This window comes from Mangrovimicrobium sediminis (assembly GCF_004745945.1).
Taxonomy (GTDB): domain Bacteria; phylum Pseudomonadota; class Gammaproteobacteria; order Pseudomonadales; family Halieaceae; genus Mangrovimicrobium; species Mangrovimicrobium sediminis.
In genome coordinates this window covers 310,365-327,796 of the sequence record NZ_SRLE01000009.1, presented here as the reverse complement: position 1 = coordinate 327,796, position 17,432 = coordinate 310,365, and the positions used below count along the sequence as shown (strand labels likewise).

The window sequence follows — 17,432 nt, the reverse complement described above, 5'->3', positions numbered from 1 at the left end:
CGTGGCCGGTCACGCGTCGCGGCGGCGGATGATCCGCGCCGCGCGGCTACCGCTCAACGCGGCAGCAGCCGCCGGTATTTCTCCGCCCTGGCGGTATCCCCCAGTTCCGTGCAGTAGGTGACGAGCGCCTGCAGCACCTGCTGGTCCTGTGGTGATTGCCGCTGCAGGGCCTCCAGTTGCGCGACGGCCTCGCGCGGCTGGCCGAGGTCGTGCAGCGCGATGGCGTAGACGAAACGGTGGCGGGTGCTGCCGCGTTCCAGCGCCGCGGCGCGACCGAGGTAGTCCAGCGCCTGCTGCGCATTGCCGGTGCGCGTCTCCAGCAGGCCCAGCGAGTGCAACACGTCGCCGTTGTCCGGCGCGATGTCCATGGCGGTTTCCAGCAGCGACCGCGCCTGGGCCTCGTCGCCGCTGCCGCGCATGAGGTCGGCGAGGTTGAGATAGGCGCCGATCAGCTGCGGGTTCAGGCGCAGCGCCTCGCGGTAGGCGGCTTCGGCCGCGGGCAGTTCGCCGCGGGCGGTGAGGAACAGGCCGAGCTGCAACTGGGTGGCCGGCATGTCGGCATCGACCGCCAGCACGTCACGGTATTCCCCGAACAACTTCGACAGCGCGGCGGCCTGCTCCGGCGCGACCTGCTCCAGCGGCACGCCGGCGAGACTCGCAGCGACCTCCATGCGCACGCTGCGCACCGGGTCGTCGACCAGCGGCATGAGCAACTGGAAGCGCTGGTGCAGGGGCAGGAAATCCGTGGCTCGCACGGTGCTGGTGCGGATCAGGCTGTCGTCGTGGTAGAGCAGTTGGGCGACGCTCTGCAGCGCATCGCGTCCGCCCACTTCGCCGAGAGCCTCCATTGCCGTGGCGCGCCACAGGGGCGGCGCGCTGTCGTCGCCGGCCAGCTCGGCGACGCGCGGTGCGCCGCGCAGGTCGCCGGACTGCAGTTGCGCCAGCGCGCGCGCCGGGTGTGTGGCGGTGTCGAGGAACTGCACGCCGCGCTTGCGCAGCGCTTCCAGCGCCCAGTCCGGCGAGCGGTCGGTGTGGCACTGGTTGCAGGCGTTGGGCACGCCGAGCACCAGGGAGAGGTCCGGGCGCGGCACGCGCAGGCTGTGGTCGCGGCGCGGGTCCACGCCCATGTAGGTGGTCTCGGGCATGTGGCAGTTGGCGCAGGCGGCCCCGGCGCTGCCCACCGGGTGGAAGTGGTGTTCCTCGCTGTCGTACACCTGCGGCTTGTGGCACTGGCCGCATACCGCGTTGCCCGGTGCGCGCAGTTTCGCGCTGTGCGGCTCGTGGCAGTTGCTGCACACCACGCCCGCCATGTGCATCCTGCTCTGCGTGAATGAGCCGTAGACGTAGTCCTCGTCGAGGATCTGCCCGTCGACGTGGTACAGGGGCGGGCGCGGCAGGGCCAGACGATGGGTGTCCAGCAGGTCCGCACCGTAGTGGTAATCGCCCAGCGTGCCGCGCCGGCTGTGGCAGCGGCCGCAGGCGTCTATTTGCGAACGCGACTCCAGTGGTTCGCGGCGCCGGGCGATGGCCTCGCCCTGCGGGTAGGCCCAGGTGCCGCGCTGTGCCAGGTGCACGGGAAAACCGCCGTCCGCGGCGCCATCCAGCTTGCCTTCAATGGCCAGCGTGACATGCGCCTGCCCGGGGCCGTGGCAGGCCTCGCAACTGACGTTGAGTTCCTCGTATTGTGTATCGAAGCTGCGCGTCGTCGCGCTGTAGTTCTTGTGCAGGTCGGTGCTGTGGCACTCGGCGCAGCGCGTGTTCCAGTTCTGGTAGGGGCCGGTCCAGTGCAGCGGGTCGCGGTGGTCTATGGCCTCGTCCGGGTACAGGTGGTACCAGCGCTGGCCGCCTTCGGCCTGTGGTCGCGAGTCCCAGGCGATGGACAGGGCCTGCAGCCGCCCGCGCGACAGCGGCAGCAGGTACTGCTGCAGCGGATAGTGGCCGAACACGTAGGCCACCGGGTACTCGGTGAGTTTGCCGTCCTCGCCGTCGGTCGCGACGAAATATCCGCCGTCGCGCTGGAAAAACCGCGTGGTGACGCCGTTGTACTCGAAGCGGGCATCGTCGAAATCGCCGAGCACGGTCTGCGCACTGGCCGCCTGCATGGCGAGGTCGTGGTCCGAGCCGCGCCAGTGCTCGAACTGGGTGGCGTGGCAGTCGCGGCAGGCATCCGCGCCGGCGAAACCAGCGGGAGTCGCCAGCACGGGTGCGACGGCGAACAGCAGCGAAACGAGAAACAGGCGTGGGTGCGGCAACGGTTTTTATTCCCCGGAATCAGGGCGTCACATTAACCCAGATCAGCGCGCGCCCCAACCGGGCCGCAGGCCGGGGCGCCGGGTGGCGCTGTCGGGACATTGACGTCCGCAACAGCGCTTGTCTGCGTTCAGGCGATGGCGGCGACGCGGCGGCCGGCGGTGGGCCGCGGCGCGGGAATCTTTTGCGGCATGGGGCACTGCCACAGCTGCTGGGACAGCACCGCCGGAGATTCGCGGCAGCCCTGGGCCAGCCAGCGCGCGAGTGCGGCGGCCACGTCCGGGAACTGGATATCGGCAGTCAGGTGGCGGGCGGCGAGCCACTGCTCCAGCGCCGGCGCATCGAACACCGGGGTAGTGCAGGCGTAGCCGAGCTGCTCCAGCGCCAGGGCGTTGGAGTGCTGCTCCATCTGCCGCGCCAGGGGTTTGGTGAGCACCGGCTTACGCCACTGCAGGCACTCGCTGATCAACTCGAAACCGCTGTTGCAGATGACGCCGGCACTGCCGGCCAGGCACAGCTTGAAGCCGTGGAAGTCCGCCTTGCGACGGCTCACGTTGCCGCGTTCCTCGTCCACCAACTGCGAGGAGTACTGCACGAAACGCCGCTGCGGGAACTGGCGGAGGATGCGGGTGACCTCGTCCTGGTCCTCAAAGGGCAGGTAGACGACAAGATGTTCGCCGCGGGTCACCGGCAGGTCCGGCAGGTCGAGGATCGGCGGCAGCACGTTGTCGGCGTAGGGATGCCAGTGCAGGCCGAGTGGCACATCGACCGGGGCGAAGCGGTAGAGGATCTGCTCCTGCAGCCAGCTGCCGCCGCAGCGCGGGGTCGCCGGACCGAAGGCGTACTGGTGGCCGATACCGATCACCTGGCGTCCCTGCTGGCGGGCGGCGCGGGCGGTTACCGGTTCGTAGTCGCAGATGACGAGGTCGTAGGGCGACAGGTCCAGCTCGCGCGCCTCGCGCAGGAAGCGCGGCAGGTTGTTGTCCATGACCGTGGCGGCGTAGTGCAGCTTGCCGGCGCGGCTGGTGAAGGACAGACCGTGGCGGTGCTCGAAGTTGCCGAACGCCTCCATGTCGAACAGGTTTTCCCGGGCGCGGCCGGTGAACAGCCAGGTGACCTCGACCGGCCATTCGCGCAGGGCCTCGGCCATCGCGCGTGCGCGGCTGATGTGTCCCTGGCCTGTGCCCTGGACACCGTAGAGTATTTTCAAGTCAGACTCCCAGTTGCGCCGCGGCGAGCAGCGCGATACCGCTGCCCATGATGGCGCCTGCCAGTGTGTCGCCGGGGAAATGTACCCCCAGCAGGATGCGCGAGAGAGCGACTCCCGCGGCCCATAACAACATCGGGATGGCGGCACCGCCGTAGATGATCAACAGGGCGGTAGCCAGGAGGAACGCACCGGAGCTGTGGCCGGAGGGAAAGCTGAACTGGTCGCTGGCGGTGATCAGGCTGCGGAAACCGGGCACGGTCTCCTGCGGACGCGGGCGGCGCAGGCTGTTCTTCACCAGCCAGTACAGCGAGCGTTCGACGGCGAGCGCGAGCACCAGCAGGGGCAGCAGCTGCCAGCCGCTTTCCGGGTCCAGGGTGAGGACCAGCAGGGGCACTAACACGTGCAGGTAGCCGTCGCCGGAGCGGGATACCGCGCGCGCCATGGGGATCACCATGCGGCGTTCCGTCTGCCGGAACACGGTGGCGAAAAGGCGCGCCTCGAAGCGTTGCAGTGATCCCAAAATCTCCATAGCGTCAATAATTCCCGCCGGGCATGGCAATCCCGTTACAACGCCGTGTATTTTTCATGACACGCCGCCCTGCCTTTTGGTGGTATGGACAGGCTTGCGGGCGCTTTCCTACCATGGCGTCTGGTCCCCGTGGCAAGCGCCCTCGCAGCGAGAAACCTATGAAACTCGGCATCCTGAAAACCGACGCGGTCAAGCCCGACTGGGCCGAAGTCTACGGTGAATACCCGGACATGTTCGTGCGCCTGCTCGGCCAGCTCGACCCGGGCCTGGAGTTTCGCGTCTACGACGTGGAGGAGGGCGAGTATCCGGCGGATATCGACGAGGTCGACGCCTACCTTATTACCGGCAGCAAATCCTCGGTCTACGAGGACAAGCCCTGGATAAAACGCCTGATGGACTTCGTGCGCGAGCTCGACGCGCGCCGCAAGAAACTGGTGGGAATCTGTTTCGGCCACCAGCTGGTGGCCCAGGCGCTGGGCGGGCGCACGGAGAAATCCCCCAAGGGCTGGGGGGTCGGCCTGCACACGCATCACTTCCAGCACAAGCCCGAATGGCACGACGGCGGCGATGCGGACCTTGCGATCCTGGTCAGCCACCAGGACCAGGTGGTGCAGAATGCGCTGGGTGCCCAGGTACTGGCCGGTTCAGAGTTTTGCGAGAACGCGGTGGTGCAGGTCGGCGATCATATCCTCACCTTCCAGGGCCACCCGGAATTCGTGCCCGACTACTCGCGGGAGATCATGAACTTCCGCCGCGAGCTGATCGGTGAGCCGGCCTACGAGGTGGGCATGGCCTCTCTGGCACGGCCCCACGAGGGCGAGCGCGTCGGCCGCTGGATCCTGGATTTCCTGAAGCGCTGAGGCGCGGCGCTCACTCGCCGGTATTCAATCGCCGGTATTCAATCGCCGGCGGACGCCGCCACGGCGTTGCGCACCGCAGCGAGCGCGGTGTCCACCTCGCTCGCGGTTATCTCGCCCTGGTCAAAAAACAGCACCGTACCGCTGGCATCGAGGATGATCAGCGCGGCGGTCTTCTTCTCCAGCGCCCACTGCTGTTGCCCCAGGCCCTGCGCATCGACCACTAGGTCGACGCCGGGCTGGGCGCGCTTGGTCTTCTCGATTTCACCCACCACCAGGCCGGAGGTGCCCCACAGGGCGTCGTCGGAGTTCACCACACGGGTGATCTGGTACTTGTCCCTGGGCAATGCCGCATCCTTGAGCGCGACGAAAAACGTCATGTGGATATCATCCACACCGGCACGGGCGGCCACGTATTCCAGCACCTGGACCTTTCCCTGCAGGCTGCCGGAGTCCCAGGGCACGAAACGGGTGTCGTCCCCATCCAGCACGCACTCGCCGTCTTCCTCGACGGCCAGTGGCGCCAGTGGCGCACCGACCTCGATGGAAGCGCCCTGCGCGGGGCCGGCCAGTAGCAGGGCCAGGACCAGTCCGAGAGTGACAATCCGTTGCATGGGCGCATTCCTCCTGCGGCAGTAATCGATTTTCCCGACCCTGATCATCCAGGCAATTCACTTTGGTCTGTCGGGGCGCTTTGCGAGTATGGAACAAACGCGCAGTGCGCAGACTGCCAGAAATCGAAATAGGTGACGATGTGAAAAAGACCATGAGTTTTGCCGCGATCCACATGGGCGTGGCGTTCAGCGTGGGCTACGCCATGACCGGCGATGTGCTGGTGGGCGGGGCGATGGCCCTGGTGGAGCCGGCCTGTAATACGGTGGCTTTCTACTTTCATGAAAAACTTTGGAGCCGGATGCCGCAGGTGCGGGCAACGCGCGCCGACACGCCGGCACTGTGTGCATAGGACGTGCCCGCCCGGCGCCGGGGCGTAGTCAGGCCTCCGGCTGGTAGGCGTCAGCAGCAAAGTCGGGGCATTGTGCCACGGCCTCCGGCTCGTGCAGGTTGCGCTGGCTGTCGATCAGCCAGCAGGCATCGAAGATCGAGCAGTAGCAATAACTGAGCGAGCTGGCGGGCCGGGCGACGAGATCACGGAAATAGGCCACCCGCGCCGGGTCGTTGGTGCTCAGCAGGGTGATGCTCTCGCCTGGGCTGATCACCCGGTTGCTGAGGAAATTGCGGGAAATATCCGGCAGTGCTGCGCCCGGTTCACTGGCGGTGAGCCCGCTGAGAGTGCGCGCCGGCTGACCGTCGACCAGGATGCGCAGCTGTCCCATGCGCGCCGGGCCCACGCCCACATTGGTGAAGCTGATGGCGAAATGGGCGTCGTCCGCGGCGGCGCGGTCCTCGATGGTCATCTGCACGAAGGGCCAGACCGCGGCGGCGGTCTGCTGCCGCACGGCGGCGGACTCGTTGAGCGCCGCATACAGCGCGATGGCGCCGACCAGGATGCCGATAAACGCCAGCACGTTCTGCCACAGGGCGAGGCGCACGAAGGTGCGCTCCAGGCCGGCCGTGCTTGCGGTTACCGCCTCTGGTTTCGATGTATCCGGTGGCTCTGCTGCTGCCGGGGGCCCGGACTCCCCGGGCGCTGGTTCCCCTTCCCTCAAGCGTTGTCTTCCCGGGTCTTCGCCTGCATGTGCGCCAGGTAGTCATCGAGTTCCTGCTCGTTGGCGAACACCGCCATGTCGGGGAGGGCCTTGAGGATCTCGAAGACTTTCTCGATGTGCGGCTTGCGGTTGGCGGCGGCCAGGGTGCGGCCACCGGCATGGGTGAGCTTGGCGGCCTTGAAGATCACGCGCAGGCCGGCGGAGCTGATGTAGTCGAGGTCGCGCATGTCGAGAATAGTCAGCTGGTAACCCTCGTCGATCACCGCCTGCAGGCGCTGCTCGAAATTCGGCGCGGTATCGGTGTTGAGGGCGCCGTCGAGGGCGACCCGGGCGACCGAGCTGGCCTCGTCGGTGGTGACGGTGGTGGTCAGTTTCATAGCCTGGTCTCCCACTGGGGCTTTTTCCGCTACCGCCTGTTCCGCCACTGCCTGTTCCGTCGCCGCCTGAAACGCGCGGGGCGGTAAGTCGGCGCGCGACAGGCGTTTTTCCACGCGCAGCAGGTTGTGGCCATTTTCGCGGCGGTAGCGCTGCCCGTCGCTCAATTTTTCGATCAAGTGTACACCAAGCCCGCCCACCGGAGCAGCGTCGATGCCCGCCGCCAGCGGGGCGCGCACGGCCTGGCGCAGCGGGTCGAAGGGCCGGCCGGGGTCACGCGCCTCGAGTGCAAGGCGGTCGCCGGCATGGACCAGGCGCATGGCGATCTTCTCGCCTTTTTCCAGGCCGCCGTGGTGGTCGATGTTGGTCGCCATCTCCTCGGCGATGAGCTTGGTCTCGCCCTTGACGTCGCCGCAGACTTTCCACGCCGTCAGGGTGGGCTCCAGCCAGGCCAGCACGCGACCGGTCAGGCCCTGGCCGGGGGTGAAGGCGCACTCGGAGGCGGGGCAGTAGCGCAACAGCAACAGGGTGATGTCGTCGTGCTGCGGCGCCGCCCCGGCGTGCTCGCTGACCGCGGCGAGCAGCTGGCCACCGGCCTCCGCCAGTGGCTGCCCGGCACAGGTGGCGAGCACCTGGTTGAAGCGCTCCACGCCGAACATGTTGTCGTCGCTGTCGAAGGCTTCCTCGATGCCGTCGGTGTACAGGGCCAGCGCATCACCGGCTTCCAGTTGCAGGCTGTTGGCGCTGAAGTGAACGCCGCGGGCCAGGCCCAGGGCCGGGCCGCTGGCCGGACGCAGGCTGCGCGCGCTGTCGCCGCGCAGCAGGCTGGGCGCGGGGTGGCCGGCGCTGGCGAAGCGCAGCATGCCGGTCTCGGTATCCAGTACACCGAGGAATGCGGTGACGAACATGCAGCTGGGGTTGTCCTGCTCGAGCATGTCGTTGAGCGCGGCCAGTGCCTGTTCCGGGCCGTGCACGCTGCCCGCGAGCTGCTGCAGCAGGCTGATGGCGCGCGCCATGAACAGGGCGGCGGGCACGCCCTTGTCGGAGACATCGCCGATGGCGAACCACAGCTGGCTGCCATCGCGGTGCCAGGTGTAGAGGTCGCCGCCGACCATGCGCGCCGGTTCCAGGCGCGCCCACAGGCTGGCGCGGCCCTCGTCACAGCGCGCCTCGCCGCCGCCGGGCAGCATGGACATCTGGATCTCGCGGGCCGCGGCCAGTTCGCCTTCGAGGCGGCTGCGCGAGGCGGTGGACTCGGCGAGGTCGTCGATGTACGTGCGCAGGTCGCTGTTCATGCGGGTGAAGGCGCCCACCAGTCGCGCCACTTCGTCCTTGCCGCGGGCGCGCGGCAGGGGGTAGTCCATCTCGCCGCGGCCCATGTGTTCCGCAGCCAGGGTCAGCTCGCGCAGCGGCCGGGTCTGGCGCGATGTGATAAAGCCCAGCGCCAGGGCCATGAGCAACAGGGTGGCGCCGCTGATTGTCGCGGTCTTCACCTCGTAGGCGTGCAGCGGGGCGAGCACTTCGGCCTGGTCGTAGACCAGTCCTATAGGCCAGCCGGTGGTCTCCAGGCGCCCCATGCGCAACGTGCACTGGCCGTCGCGCTCGGGGCAGGGCATGTCCGCGCTCACCGCCTCGCCGTCCAGCGCGCGGCCAAACAGCGCGCCCCAGGCTGGGTCGTCCAGCCCCTTGCCCGCGACCTCCGAGTAATGGCGCATAACGTTGGCCTGGGTGCGCGTGCTCATCAGCACGCCCTCGCGGCTGAGCAGCAGGCTGTAGCTGTTGTCGCCCTGGTGCAGCTGCCGCAGCACCGTTTGCAGGTCTTCCAGGCGCACGTCGGCGGTGACTACCGCGTAGAGCTGCTGCGCGCCGCTCTCGTCCGCGCGGTACACGGGTGCCGAGAAGGTGGTCATGTCGGTCTCGCCGCCGCCGCTGTCGAAGTAGGGCTCGGACCAGCGTGCCTCGCCGCTCTGCGCCGGGATGCGGTACCAGTCCTGGTTGGCGTAGTCGGCCTCGGCGCTGCTGAGGTCGGCGTAACTGATGAAATCGTAGTCGCGGAAAAAGTACGGCGCGAAGGCATCCCCGTCCTCGCTGGTCAGCGGGTTGAGGGCGATGGCTGCGCCGTAGATTTCCGGGTTGTTGGCGACCACCTCGCGCAGCATGGCGCGCAGGTCATCGCGGCTGTACTGCTGCCGCGCGATCAGTTGGCCGAGGAAGCGCGTGGCGCCCTCGACCCCGGACAGCCAGTTCTCCAGGTCGCTGACCACGGCGGCCGCCTCCCCGGTGGACTGGCTGACCACTCGCTGCAGGATCTCCTCGCGTGTGTAGCGGTAGTCCAGGGCCATGCCGGCGCCGACGATAAGCGCCGCGCAGATCGTGAGCAGGACGATGAGGCGGGTACCGATGCTGTTCATGGGGCCGGGTTCCTGTGGCTTTTTGTCCTGTGGCTGTGGCTGCGGGGCTACCAGGTGCCGGTGTTGGGCATCGAGGCCCAGGGTTCGCGCTGTGGCAGGGCGTCGCCGGCCTGCAGCAGTTCGATGGAGATGCCGTCCGGCGAGCGGATAAACGCCATATGGCCATCGCGCGGCGGACGGTTGATGGTGACGCCGGCGTCCATGAGCTGCTGACAGGTAGCGTAGATGTCCTCCACCCGGTAAGCCAGGTGGCCGAAGTTGCGCCCGCCGGTGTACTCCTCTGGATCCCAGTTCCAGGTGATCTCCACCAGCGGCGCCATGTCCTGGCCGGCCCGCTCCGCGTCTTCCGGGGCGGCGAGGAAGACCAGGGTGAAGCGCCCCCCCTCACTCTCGTGACGGCGGATTTCCACCAGGCCCAGTTTGGCGCAATAGAAGTCGAGGGATTCGTCCAGGTCGCGCGCGCGCACCATGGTGTGCAGGTATTTCATCGGTGTCTCCCCGGGGGTGGAGCTGGTGAATGGCGAAGCCCGGACCAGCGCAATTCATGTTAGTTGGATGACGCGAATTCGACAAGTCCGGTCCTTGGGTGAACACCCCCGGCACAGGTTACAATGCCCGCCCTTTTAACTGGAGCCAGAATTGTCCATGTGGTTCAAGAATGTCCGCGCCTACCGCCTCACTTCGCCCTTCGAACTCTCGCCGGAACAGGTGGCGGCGCAGCTCGAGCCGCGCGTGTTCCAGCCCTGCGCCAAGTCGCAGGCCCTGTCGCTGGGCTGGGTGCCGCCGCTGGGCGGGGACACCGAGGCCCTCACCCACGCGGCGGGCGGGCGCATCCTGCTCAAGCTCAAGCGCGAGGAGAAACTGCTGCCGTCCACCGTGGTGCGCGAGCAGCTGGAGCAGAAGATTGCCGGCATCGAGGAGGAGCAGGCGCGCAAGGTCTACCGCAAGGAGCGCCTGACTCTTAAGGACGAGATCATCCAGGACTGCCTGCCGCGCGCGTTCACCCGCTCCAACGCGGTGTACGCCTACATCGATACCAAAGCCGGCTGGATCTTCGTCGACGCCGGCAGTGCGGCGCGCGCAGAAGAACTGCTCAACCTGTTGCGCGAGTGCCTGGGCAACTTCCCGGTGGTGCTGCCCCAGGTGAACCAGTCACCCGCCGCCTGCATGACCGGCTGGCTGGCGCACCGCAACCTGCCCGATGACTTCACCCTGGCCGAGGAGTGCGAGCTGCGCGAGCCGGGTGAGGAGGGCGGCGTGGTGCGCTGCCGCGGCGTGGACCTGCTCAGCGAGGAGGTGGAGATTCACCTCAACGCCGGCAAGCAGGTGGTGCGCCTGGCCCTGGACTGGGAAGAGCGAGTGTCCCTGGTGCTGGCGGAGGACCTGTGCCTGCGCCGGTTGAAGTTCTCGGACGAGCTGATGAAAGAGAACGAGGACATTCCCGAGGCCGACGACGCCGCGCGCCTGGACGCGGATTTCGCGCTGATGTCGGACGCCGTCACCGCCCTGCAGGCGCGGGTGCTGGCCCTGTTCGGCGGCGAGGCGGAGTAACGTACCGCGCCGGTAGCACTTTTGCCCCGGTAGCGATCAGCCCTGCGCAAACCGGCGCAGGGCCTCACCGGCCAGGCGGTAGCCGGTCCACTCGTCCATCGCCACCGCGCCGCAGGCCTCGTAGAAGCGGATCGACGGTTCGTTCCAGTCCAGCACATTCCACTCGTAGCGGCCGCAGCCCTCGGCAACGGCCTTTTGCGCCAGGTGGCGCAACAGCGCCTTGCCGGCGCCGCACCCGCGGTGCTCGGGCGAGACGTACAGGTCCTCGAGGAAAATCCCGTACTTCCCCACCCAGGTCGAGAAGTTGTAGAAGTACAGCGCGAAGCCCACCGGCTCGGCGTCGATCTCGCAGATCACCGCCTGCGCGCCGCGCGCGCCTGGCCCGAACAGCGCATCGCGCAGTTCGTCCTCGCTGGTGGTGACCTTGTCCGGTTCGCGCTCGTATTCCGCCAACTCGCGCACGAAGCGATAGATGAGTGCCGAGTCCTCGGCGGTCGCCGGGCGTATGTTCAAGTGGTCCATGCTCAATCGCGGTCCCAGTAGCGTGTCATTTCGAGGTAGAGGAAGGAGGCGCTCCAGGTGATGAGCACCAGTCCGGTCAGCGACTCCAGGCCGGTGAGATAGCGCAGGTCGCCCTCCGGCACGATATCGCCCACGCCCAGCGTGGTGTACATGGTGAACGAGAAGTACACGTAATCGAGGAAGTTCCCCTGCAGGGTGCCGGTGAGCTTGCCCCAGCCCTCCGAGTGGTCCATCAGGTAATAGGCGATGGCGAAGATCCACACCTCCACGCTGTGCGCGGTGAGCGCGGCGAATACGCCGAGCACGATGCGCAGGCGGTGGCGCACGTTCAGCTTCGGCATCAGCACGGTGAGCTGGTAGAGAAACTCGTAGTGAATTGCGACGGCGAGGGCGATGACCAGGCAGTTCACGGTAACGATCATGAGCACGGGCGCGGCTCCGTCCTTCCTTATCCCACGCACTTTACCGGGTTTCGCCGGGGATCAGTAGGGGCGCGCGACTGCCATCAAAATGTCATGGACGGTTAACGCCAGTGTCACGGGCGGCGCCTAGTTTGGCCGCCCATCGTGACTTGTTACTGGAGACTAGCGTTGTGAAGTCGTCTTTGCGTTCCCTGCCCCTGCGTGCCGCCACCTGTGCGGCGCTCGCCACCCTGCTCGCCAGCGGCGCCCAGGCCGCGCGCCTGGATGGCCGCATCACCGACAGCTCGGGCACCCGCTACCTGGGCTCGGCGATCGTGCGCATCGCGGAACTGAACCTGACGGCCAACACCGGCAAGGACGGCCGCTACAGCTTCGCCAACCTGCCCGAGGGCACCTGGACCCTGGTGGTGGAATACATCGGCGCCAAAAAAGTCAGCGAGAGCGTGGTGATCGGCGCCAGCGACGTGGTGCGCGACGTGCGCCTGGGCGACGACCTGCCGCCCATCGAGAACGTGCTGGTCTACGGTCAGCGCGCGCAGGCGGCCAATGCCCTGGCCCAGCAGCGCGCCGCCGATAACATCACCAGCGTCATCACCGCGGGCGACGCCGGTGCACTGCCGGACGGCAACATCGCCGAGGCGCTGCAGCGCGCGCCGGGCGTATTCATCGAGCGCGACCAGGGCGAGGGACGCTTCGTCGGCATCCGCGGCCTGCAGCCGAGCCTCAACACGGTGAAGATCAACGGCGTCAACGTCGCCGCCCCGGACTCGGACCAGCGCGCCACCGCGCTGGACGTCATCCCGTCCAACCTGCTGGAAAACCTCAAGATCACCAAGAGCTTCACCCCGGACATGGACGGCGACGCCATTGGCGGCACCATCGAGGTGGAGAGCCTGTCGGGCTTCGACCGCGACGGCCAGTACCTGGACTTCACCGCCGAGGGCGCCTACGGCGACCTGCAGGAAGAGTGGAGCCCGAAGCTGGGCGCCACCTGGAGCAACATCTTCGACGCCGGCGAACCGGGCAGCCTGGCCATGGCCCTGTCGGTGAGCTACCAGGACCGCGAGTTCGGCTCCGAGAACATCGAGCACGACGGTGGTTGGGTCCCCGCCGAGGCCAACGGCAACCTCTACCCCGAGGAACCCGAGCTGCGCGATTACGAGATCACGCGCAAGCGCATGGGCGCCGTGTTCAACCTGGACTGGCGCCCATCCGCCACCGATGAGTACTACCTGCGCACCCTGTACAGCGACTTCGAGGACCAGGAGTACCGCAACCGCATCGAGATCGAGCCGGACGAGGACGAGGGCAGTATCGGCGCCACCAGCGCCAGCTTCGATGCCGCGGAATACAAGCGCAGCCTGAAGGACCGCAAGGAGACCCAGGACATCATCTCCGCGGTGATCGGCGGCAGCAACCAGCGCGGTGACTGGACCTTCGACTACTCGCTGGGCTACTCCTACGCCGAGGAAGACGAGCCCAACCGTCACGACACCGATTTCGCGCCGCTGGACGATTACACACTGGGCTACGCGAGCATCGGCGAGACCCCCAGCTACCAGATCGACCCGCGGGTGAATGACCCGGCCAACTACGTGCTCGACGAAATCGCCGTGGAGAACAACCTGGTGGAGGACGAGGAACTCAGTGCCACCTTCGACGTCACCTGGCAGACCGAGTTGTTCGCAGCGCCGACCGCCTTCCAGTTCGGCGCCAAGGTGCGCCAGCGCGACAAAGAGCGCAGCTCCACAGTCGACGTATTCGACGACTTCGGTGACGACGATATCAGCGCCGTGGACTTCGCCGGTGGCAAGCTGGACTACAGCCTGGGCGACATGGGTTTTGCCTGGAACCCCGGCAGTGTGCGCCGCTTCGCCAGTGGCCTGACCGAGGACAACAAGGACCTCGACAAGTCTTTCACCGAATCCACCGTGGGCGACTACGAGATCCAGGAGGACATCTACGCGGGCTACTTCATGGCCACCGTGGACCTGTCCAGTGTCACCCTGATCGGCGGCCTGCGCTATGAACTGACCGACTTCGAATCCCAGGGCGCGCTGGGCACGGTCTACGAGAACAAGGACGAAGACTTCGACGCCGCCGGCTTCGGCGTCAGCAAGCAGGACGGCGACTACGACTACTTCCACCCCAGCCTGGTGGTGCGCTGGGATGCGCTGGACGAGGTCGTGGTACGCGGCGCCGCGAGCCAGACCATCGCGCGCCCCAGTTTCGGCGCGCTGAACCCTTCTTCCCTGGCGGAAATCGAAACCGACGACGGCGAGACCGAACTGCAGATCGAGGGCCTGGGCAACCCGGAGCTCGATCCCTACGAGTCGATCAACCTCGACCTCGGCGTGGAGTACTACCCGGAGGGAGACATCGGCGCGTTGTCCGTCGGCCTGTTTTACAAGGACATCGACAACTACATCGCCGAGGCCAACGTGGCCGGCAGCGTCGACCTGACACCCTGGACCAGCCAGGTGGGACTGACCCCCGCCGACATCGACGATGCCGACGTGCTGCAGTTCGTCAACGGCGGCAGCGCCGACCTGCTCGGCCTGGAAGTGGCCTGGTACAAAACCTTCGCCAACGGCTTCCTGTTCGGCATCAACGGCACGTTCATCGATTCCTCGGCGGATTTCGACGGCCGCGACGTGGATCTGCCGGGTTCCTTCAGCGAGGTCGGCAACCTGGTATTGGGCTATGAAAAACACGGCCTGCAGCTGCGCGTGGCGGTGAACTACCAGTCCGAGTCGCTCTCGGTGATCGGCGGCGACAAGTCCGAGGACGTCTTCCAGGACGAGCACACCCAGATTGACGCCAGTGCGAAATACGACATCATGGAGGGCGTGCAGATCTACTTCGAAGGCGTCAACCTGACCGACGAACCGCGCTACTTCTACCAGGGCGACAGCGCCTACAACTGGCAGTACGAAGAGTACGGCCGTACCTACGTGCTGGGCCTGCGGGTGACCTCGTTCTGATGCGCCTGAACCTGCACGCCGCTGTTCGACTCGCCACGCTGGCGGCGGTAGTCCTCGCCGGCGCGGCGCAGGCCGACGAGCGCCGCCTCGCCGATGGCACGCAGCTGTCCGTCGCGGTAGACAAGGATGCCAATCGCCTTGTGCTGCAGTGGCAGCCTGCCGCCGGCACCGTGCGCGAGCAGGCTATCGCCGTTCGCGGCCAGCTGCTGGACGGCGCCTGCCTGTTCCAGCGCAATGGCCTGGCCGGCTTCTATACCTTCAACGACCGCGGTTACCTGGCCCAGTGGTTGTTGCCGGCGCTGGATGCGCAGCCGCAGCTGGTGCGCCAGGTGCCGGGGTTCGTGGATATCCTCGACTGCCATGTGGACGACAACGCCGGCCAGTTGTACGTGCTCGAAGGCGGCGTCGGTGTCTCCCGCCTGGCCTCGGGTGAGGGCAGTATGGAGGCCGAGTTGCTGGCACTGTATCCGCCCCACGGCAAACTGGACCCGGAAGCCGAGACATTCTCTGTTGCCGGCTCCGAGTTGCGGGTGGGCGAGCGCACGGTGGCGGCGCTGGCGACAGCGCACGATAGCTTGCCGGCGGTGCCCGCCGCGGGGCAGACCGCGCCGGTGCCTACTACCGGCGACGCCGCCGACGACCCGGCGATCTGGGTCGACCCGCAAACCGGCACGGTACGCATCCTCGGTACCGACAAGCGTTTCGGCCTGCGCGTGTACGATCTCGAGGGCAGCGAATTGCAGGCTATCGCCACGGGGCGCCTGAACAACGTGGACCTGCGCCCGCTGTCCGGCGGCGGCGATGTGGTGGCACTGGCGGCGGCCTCCAACCGCAGCCTGCGCAGCATCAGCCTGTTCAGCATCGATGCCAGCGGCAACCTGGGCTGGCTGCGCGACTCGGACATCGCGACCGGCCTCGACGACCCCTACGGCCTGTGCATGTACGACGATGGCAAACACCTGCAGGTATTCGTCAACGACAAGGACGGTCGCCTGCAACAGTGGCGGCTGCGTCCGGGCGACGGCGGTTACTCGGGTGAACTGCTGCGCGAACTGCAATTGCCGGACCAGCCCGAGGGCTGTGTCGCCGACGACCAGCAGCACCTGCTGTTCTTCGGCATCGAGGACATGGGGGTGTACACGCTGCCCACCGACGTACTGGACGCCGAACCCCAGCGCCTGGCCGCCGTGGACGACGAAACCCTGCATGCGGATGTTGAGGGCATGGCGTTGTACCCGGTCGGCGCGGCGGGCTTCCTGGTGGTCTCCAGCCAGGGCAACCACAGTTACGCGGTGTTCGAGCGCCAGCCCCCGCACCGCTATCGCGGCAGTTTCCAGGTGACGGACAACCTCGGCGCGCAGGTCGACGGGGCCAGTGAAACCGATGGCCTGGACATCACCGCCGCGGCCCTGGGCGAGCGCTTCCCGGAGGGGCTGCTGGTCGTGCAGGACGGCTACAACGTGCTGCCCGACGGCAACCAGAACTTCAAGCTGGTCGACTGGCGCGCGGTGCGCGAGGCTCTGGACCTGCCCTGAGCGCAGGGCCGCGCCTGCCAGCTCCCGGCTCCTGTCTTTACAAAACTTGAAGAATCGCATTTGCATTTTCACCGCCAGGCGAGAACATTACCCGCGGAGGGTGGTCAGACGATCACCCTGAGACCTGCGAGGAGTTCGCGATGAAAAATATCCTGACCGTTTCTGCCCTGATTGCCTGCCTCGGTGCCGGCGCCGCCTTCGCCCAGAAGGGGCCGCCGACCGAAGAGCAGATGGCCGCCCGCCTGGAGCGCATGAAAGCGCACCTGGAACTGACCGACGAGCAGGTTGAGCAGATCCGCCAGATCCGCGCCGACGGTGGCCGCCGCGACGAGATTCGCGCCGTACTCACCCCGGAGCAGCAGGAAAAGATGGACCAGGCGCGCGAAGCGCGTAAGGCGCGCAAGCAAACTGCAGCCGACGACGCCCAGTAGTCGTCGCTTTACTTGCCCCATAACAGGTTATAGGCTCGACCCGTACTCCCCGCGAAACTGGCGATACAGGGGAGTACGGACTAACCTTCCTTAAATGATCGGGTTTTAACTTACGGGGTAATACAACAATGGATATCAAAAAACTGTTTGCGGCCGCCAGCGCCGCGGTTCTCGCCATGTCACTGGCGGCGTGCAGCAAGGAAGATATGGATTCCGCCAAGTCGTCCATGTCGGATGCCGCGGAGTCGGTGAAGGAGACGACCGGTGAAGCCGTAGACGCCGCGGGTGATATGGCCGACGACGCCATGGACGCCACTGAAGAGGCCATGTCCGATGCGGGCGACGCCGCCAGCGATGCCTGGGACAGCACCAAGGAAGCGGCCGGCGATATGGCCGACGAGGCCGGTGATGCCTGGGACGACGCGAAGGATGCGGCTGGCGACATGGCCGACGACGCCGGCGATGCCATGGATGACGCGATGGACGACGCCGAAGACATGGCCGACGACGCCGGCGATGCGATGGGCGACGCCATGGACGATGCCAAGGACGCCGCCGAAGACGCCAAGAAGGATATGGAAAAAGCGATGGAGTAAGGCTGCAGCCTTAGCAGCGCAACCACGGGGCCGTTTATCGGCCCCGTTTTCGTTGGGGACTTTGGGTGTCAGCAACGTTCGGTGTTCGCCTC

General features: G+C 66.9%; 16 protein-coding genes. 7 read left to right on the top strand and 9 right to left on the bottom strand.

The window, feature by feature from the left end:
* Window positions 1-53: 53 nt before the first annotated feature.
* The 3 genes from E4634_RS14390 to E4634_RS14380 form a co-directional block, all read right to left on the bottom strand.
* On the bottom strand, window positions 54-2,252 hold the full coding sequence (locus E4634_RS14390; RefSeq protein WP_135445074.1) for an ammonia-forming cytochrome c nitrite reductase subunit c552: 2,199 nt from the start codon (window positions 2,250-2,252) through the stop codon (window positions 54-56).
* A 128-nt stretch (window positions 2,253-2,380) separates the two neighbouring features.
* Window positions 2,381-3,460, bottom strand: a complete 1,080-nt coding sequence (locus E4634_RS14385) for an MJ1255/VC2487 family glycosyltransferase (RefSeq protein ID WP_135445072.1) — start codon at window positions 3,458-3,460, stop codon at window positions 2,381-2,383.
* A 1-nt stretch (window position 3,461) separates the two neighbouring features.
* Window positions 3,462-3,989 (bottom strand): phosphatase PAP2 family protein, encoded by a 528-nt coding sequence (locus E4634_RS14380; protein ID WP_206046893.1) that lies wholly within the window; start codon window positions 3,987-3,989, stop codon window positions 3,462-3,464.
* A 158-nt stretch (window positions 3,990-4,147) separates the two neighbouring features.
* On the opposite strand from E4634_RS14380, the gene E4634_RS14375 reads away from it, so the two are divergent.
* On the top strand, window positions 4,148-4,849 hold the full coding sequence (locus tag E4634_RS14375; RefSeq protein WP_135445070.1) for a glutamine amidotransferase-related protein: 702 nt from the start codon (window positions 4,148-4,150) through the stop codon (window positions 4,847-4,849).
* Between the two features lie 38 nt (window positions 4,850-4,887).
* Here E4634_RS14375 and E4634_RS14370 read toward each other — a convergent pair whose 3' ends face one another.
* On the bottom strand, window positions 4,888-5,460 hold the full coding sequence (locus E4634_RS14370) for a YtfJ family protein (RefSeq protein WP_167854929.1): 573 nt from the start codon (window positions 5,458-5,460) through the stop codon (window positions 4,888-4,890).
* A 104-nt stretch (window positions 5,461-5,564) separates the two neighbouring features.
* On the opposite strand from E4634_RS14370, the gene E4634_RS14365 reads away from it, so the two are divergent.
* The gene (locus E4634_RS14365) at window positions 5,565-5,810 is read left to right on the top strand and encodes a DUF2061 domain-containing protein (RefSeq protein WP_240725192.1); all 246 of its coding nucleotides are present in this window, start codon (window positions 5,565-5,567) and stop codon (window positions 5,808-5,810) included.
* Between the two features lie 28 nt (window positions 5,811-5,838).
* On the opposite strand, the gene E4634_RS14360 is transcribed toward E4634_RS14365, so the two are convergent.
* The 3 genes from E4634_RS14360 to E4634_RS14350 form a co-directional block, all read right to left on the bottom strand.
* Window positions 5,839-6,396, bottom strand: a complete 558-nt coding sequence (locus tag E4634_RS14360) for a DUF8453 domain-containing protein (protein ID WP_135445066.1) — start codon at window positions 6,394-6,396, stop codon at window positions 5,839-5,841.
* Window positions 6,397-6,509: 113 nt separating this feature from the next.
* Complete coding sequence (locus E4634_RS14355; protein WP_135445064.1) at window positions 6,510-9,299, bottom strand: SpoIIE family protein phosphatase; 2,790 nt, start codon at window positions 9,297-9,299, stop codon at window positions 6,510-6,512.
* A gap of 47 nt (window positions 9,300-9,346) precedes the next feature.
* Complete coding sequence (locus tag E4634_RS14350; protein WP_135445062.1) at window positions 9,347-9,787, bottom strand: VOC family protein; 441 nt, start codon at window positions 9,785-9,787, stop codon at window positions 9,347-9,349.
* A gap of 157 nt (window positions 9,788-9,944) precedes the next feature.
* On the opposite strand from E4634_RS14350, the gene rdgC reads away from it, so the two are divergent.
* On the top strand, window positions 9,945-10,850 hold the full coding sequence (gene rdgC, locus E4634_RS14345) for a recombination-associated protein RdgC (RefSeq protein WP_135445060.1): 906 nt from the start codon (window positions 9,945-9,947) through the stop codon (window positions 10,848-10,850).
* A 36-nt stretch (window positions 10,851-10,886) separates the two neighbouring features.
* Here rdgC and E4634_RS14340 read toward each other — a convergent pair whose 3' ends face one another.
* Together E4634_RS14340 and E4634_RS14335 are read right to left on the bottom strand one after the other, a co-directional pair.
* Window positions 10,887-11,372 carry a GNAT family N-acetyltransferase gene (locus tag E4634_RS14340; protein ID WP_135445058.1) on the bottom strand — a complete coding sequence of 162 codons (486 nt, stop codon included), beginning with the start codon at window positions 11,370-11,372 and terminating at the stop codon, window positions 10,887-10,889.
* A 2-nt stretch (window positions 11,373-11,374) separates the two neighbouring features.
* A complete protein-coding gene (locus tag E4634_RS14335) occupies window positions 11,375-11,794 on the bottom strand; it encodes a potassium channel family protein (RefSeq protein ID WP_135445337.1) in 420 nt (139 codons plus the stop codon).
* A 170-nt stretch (window positions 11,795-11,964) separates the two neighbouring features.
* On the opposite strand from E4634_RS14335, the gene E4634_RS14330 reads away from it, so the two are divergent.
* The 4 genes from E4634_RS14330 to E4634_RS14315 all read left to right on the top strand — a co-directional run bounded on the left by E4634_RS14330 (window position 11,965) and on the right by E4634_RS14315 (window position 17,340).
* A complete protein-coding gene (locus E4634_RS14330) occupies window positions 11,965-14,778 on the top strand; it encodes a TonB-dependent receptor (protein ID WP_135445056.1) in 2,814 nt (937 codons plus the stop codon).
* The gene (locus tag E4634_RS14325) at window positions 14,778-16,313 is read left to right on the top strand and encodes a phytase (RefSeq protein WP_135445054.1); all 1,536 of its coding nucleotides are present in this window, start codon (window positions 14,778-14,780) and stop codon (window positions 16,311-16,313) included. Before E4634_RS14330 ends, E4634_RS14325 begins: the two co-directional genes overlap by 1 nt.
* Window positions 16,314-16,453: 140 nt before the next feature.
* Window positions 16,454-16,744, top strand: coding sequence for a hypothetical protein (locus E4634_RS14320; RefSeq protein ID WP_135445052.1), 291 nt, complete (start codon window positions 16,454-16,456; stop codon window positions 16,742-16,744).
* A 128-nt stretch (window positions 16,745-16,872) separates the two neighbouring features.
* Window positions 16,873-17,340, top strand: a complete 468-nt coding sequence (locus tag E4634_RS14315; RefSeq protein WP_135445051.1) for a hypothetical protein — start codon at window positions 16,873-16,875, stop codon at window positions 17,338-17,340.
* Window positions 17,341-17,432 lie beyond the last annotated feature (92 nt).

Excerpts from the sequence above, each read along its gene's own strand:
- E4634_RS14355 (WP_135445064.1), bottom strand. The coding sequence starts at position 9,299 with ATGAACAGCATCGGTACCCGCCTCATCGTCCTGCTCACGATCTGCGCG.
- E4634_RS14320 (WP_135445052.1), top strand. The coding sequence starts at position 16,454 with ATGAAAAATATCCTGACCGTTTCTGCCCTGATTGCCTGCCTCGGTGCC.
- E4634_RS14370 (WP_167854929.1), bottom strand. The coding sequence starts at position 5,460 with ATGCAACGGATTGTCACTCTCGGACTGGTCCTGGCCCTGCTACTGGCC.
- E4634_RS14325 (WP_135445054.1), top strand. The coding sequence starts at position 14,778 with ATGCGCCTGAACCTGCACGCCGCTGTTCGACTCGCCACGCTGGCGGCG.
- E4634_RS14375 (WP_135445070.1), top strand. The coding sequence starts at position 4,148 with ATGAAACTCGGCATCCTGAAAACCGACGCGGTCAAGCCCGACTGGGCC.
- E4634_RS14380 (WP_206046893.1), bottom strand. The coding sequence starts at position 3,989 with ATGGAGATTTTGGGATCACTGCAACGCTTCGAGGCGCGCCTTTTCGCC.
- rdgC (WP_135445060.1), top strand. The coding sequence starts at position 9,945 with ATGTGGTTCAAGAATGTCCGCGCCTACCGCCTCACTTCGCCCTTCGAA.
- E4634_RS14350 (WP_135445062.1), bottom strand. The coding sequence starts at position 9,787 with ATGAAATACCTGCACACCATGGTGCGCGCGCGCGACCTGGACGAATCC.
- E4634_RS14315 (WP_135445051.1), top strand. The coding sequence starts at position 16,873 with ATGGATATCAAAAAACTGTTTGCGGCCGCCAGCGCCGCGGTTCTCGCC.
- E4634_RS14340 (WP_135445058.1), bottom strand. The coding sequence starts at position 11,372 with ATGGACCACTTGAACATACGCCCGGCGACCGCCGAGGACTCGGCACTC.
- E4634_RS14335 (WP_135445337.1), bottom strand. The coding sequence starts at position 11,794 with ATGATCGTTACCGTGAACTGCCTGGTCATCGCCCTCGCCGTCGCAATT.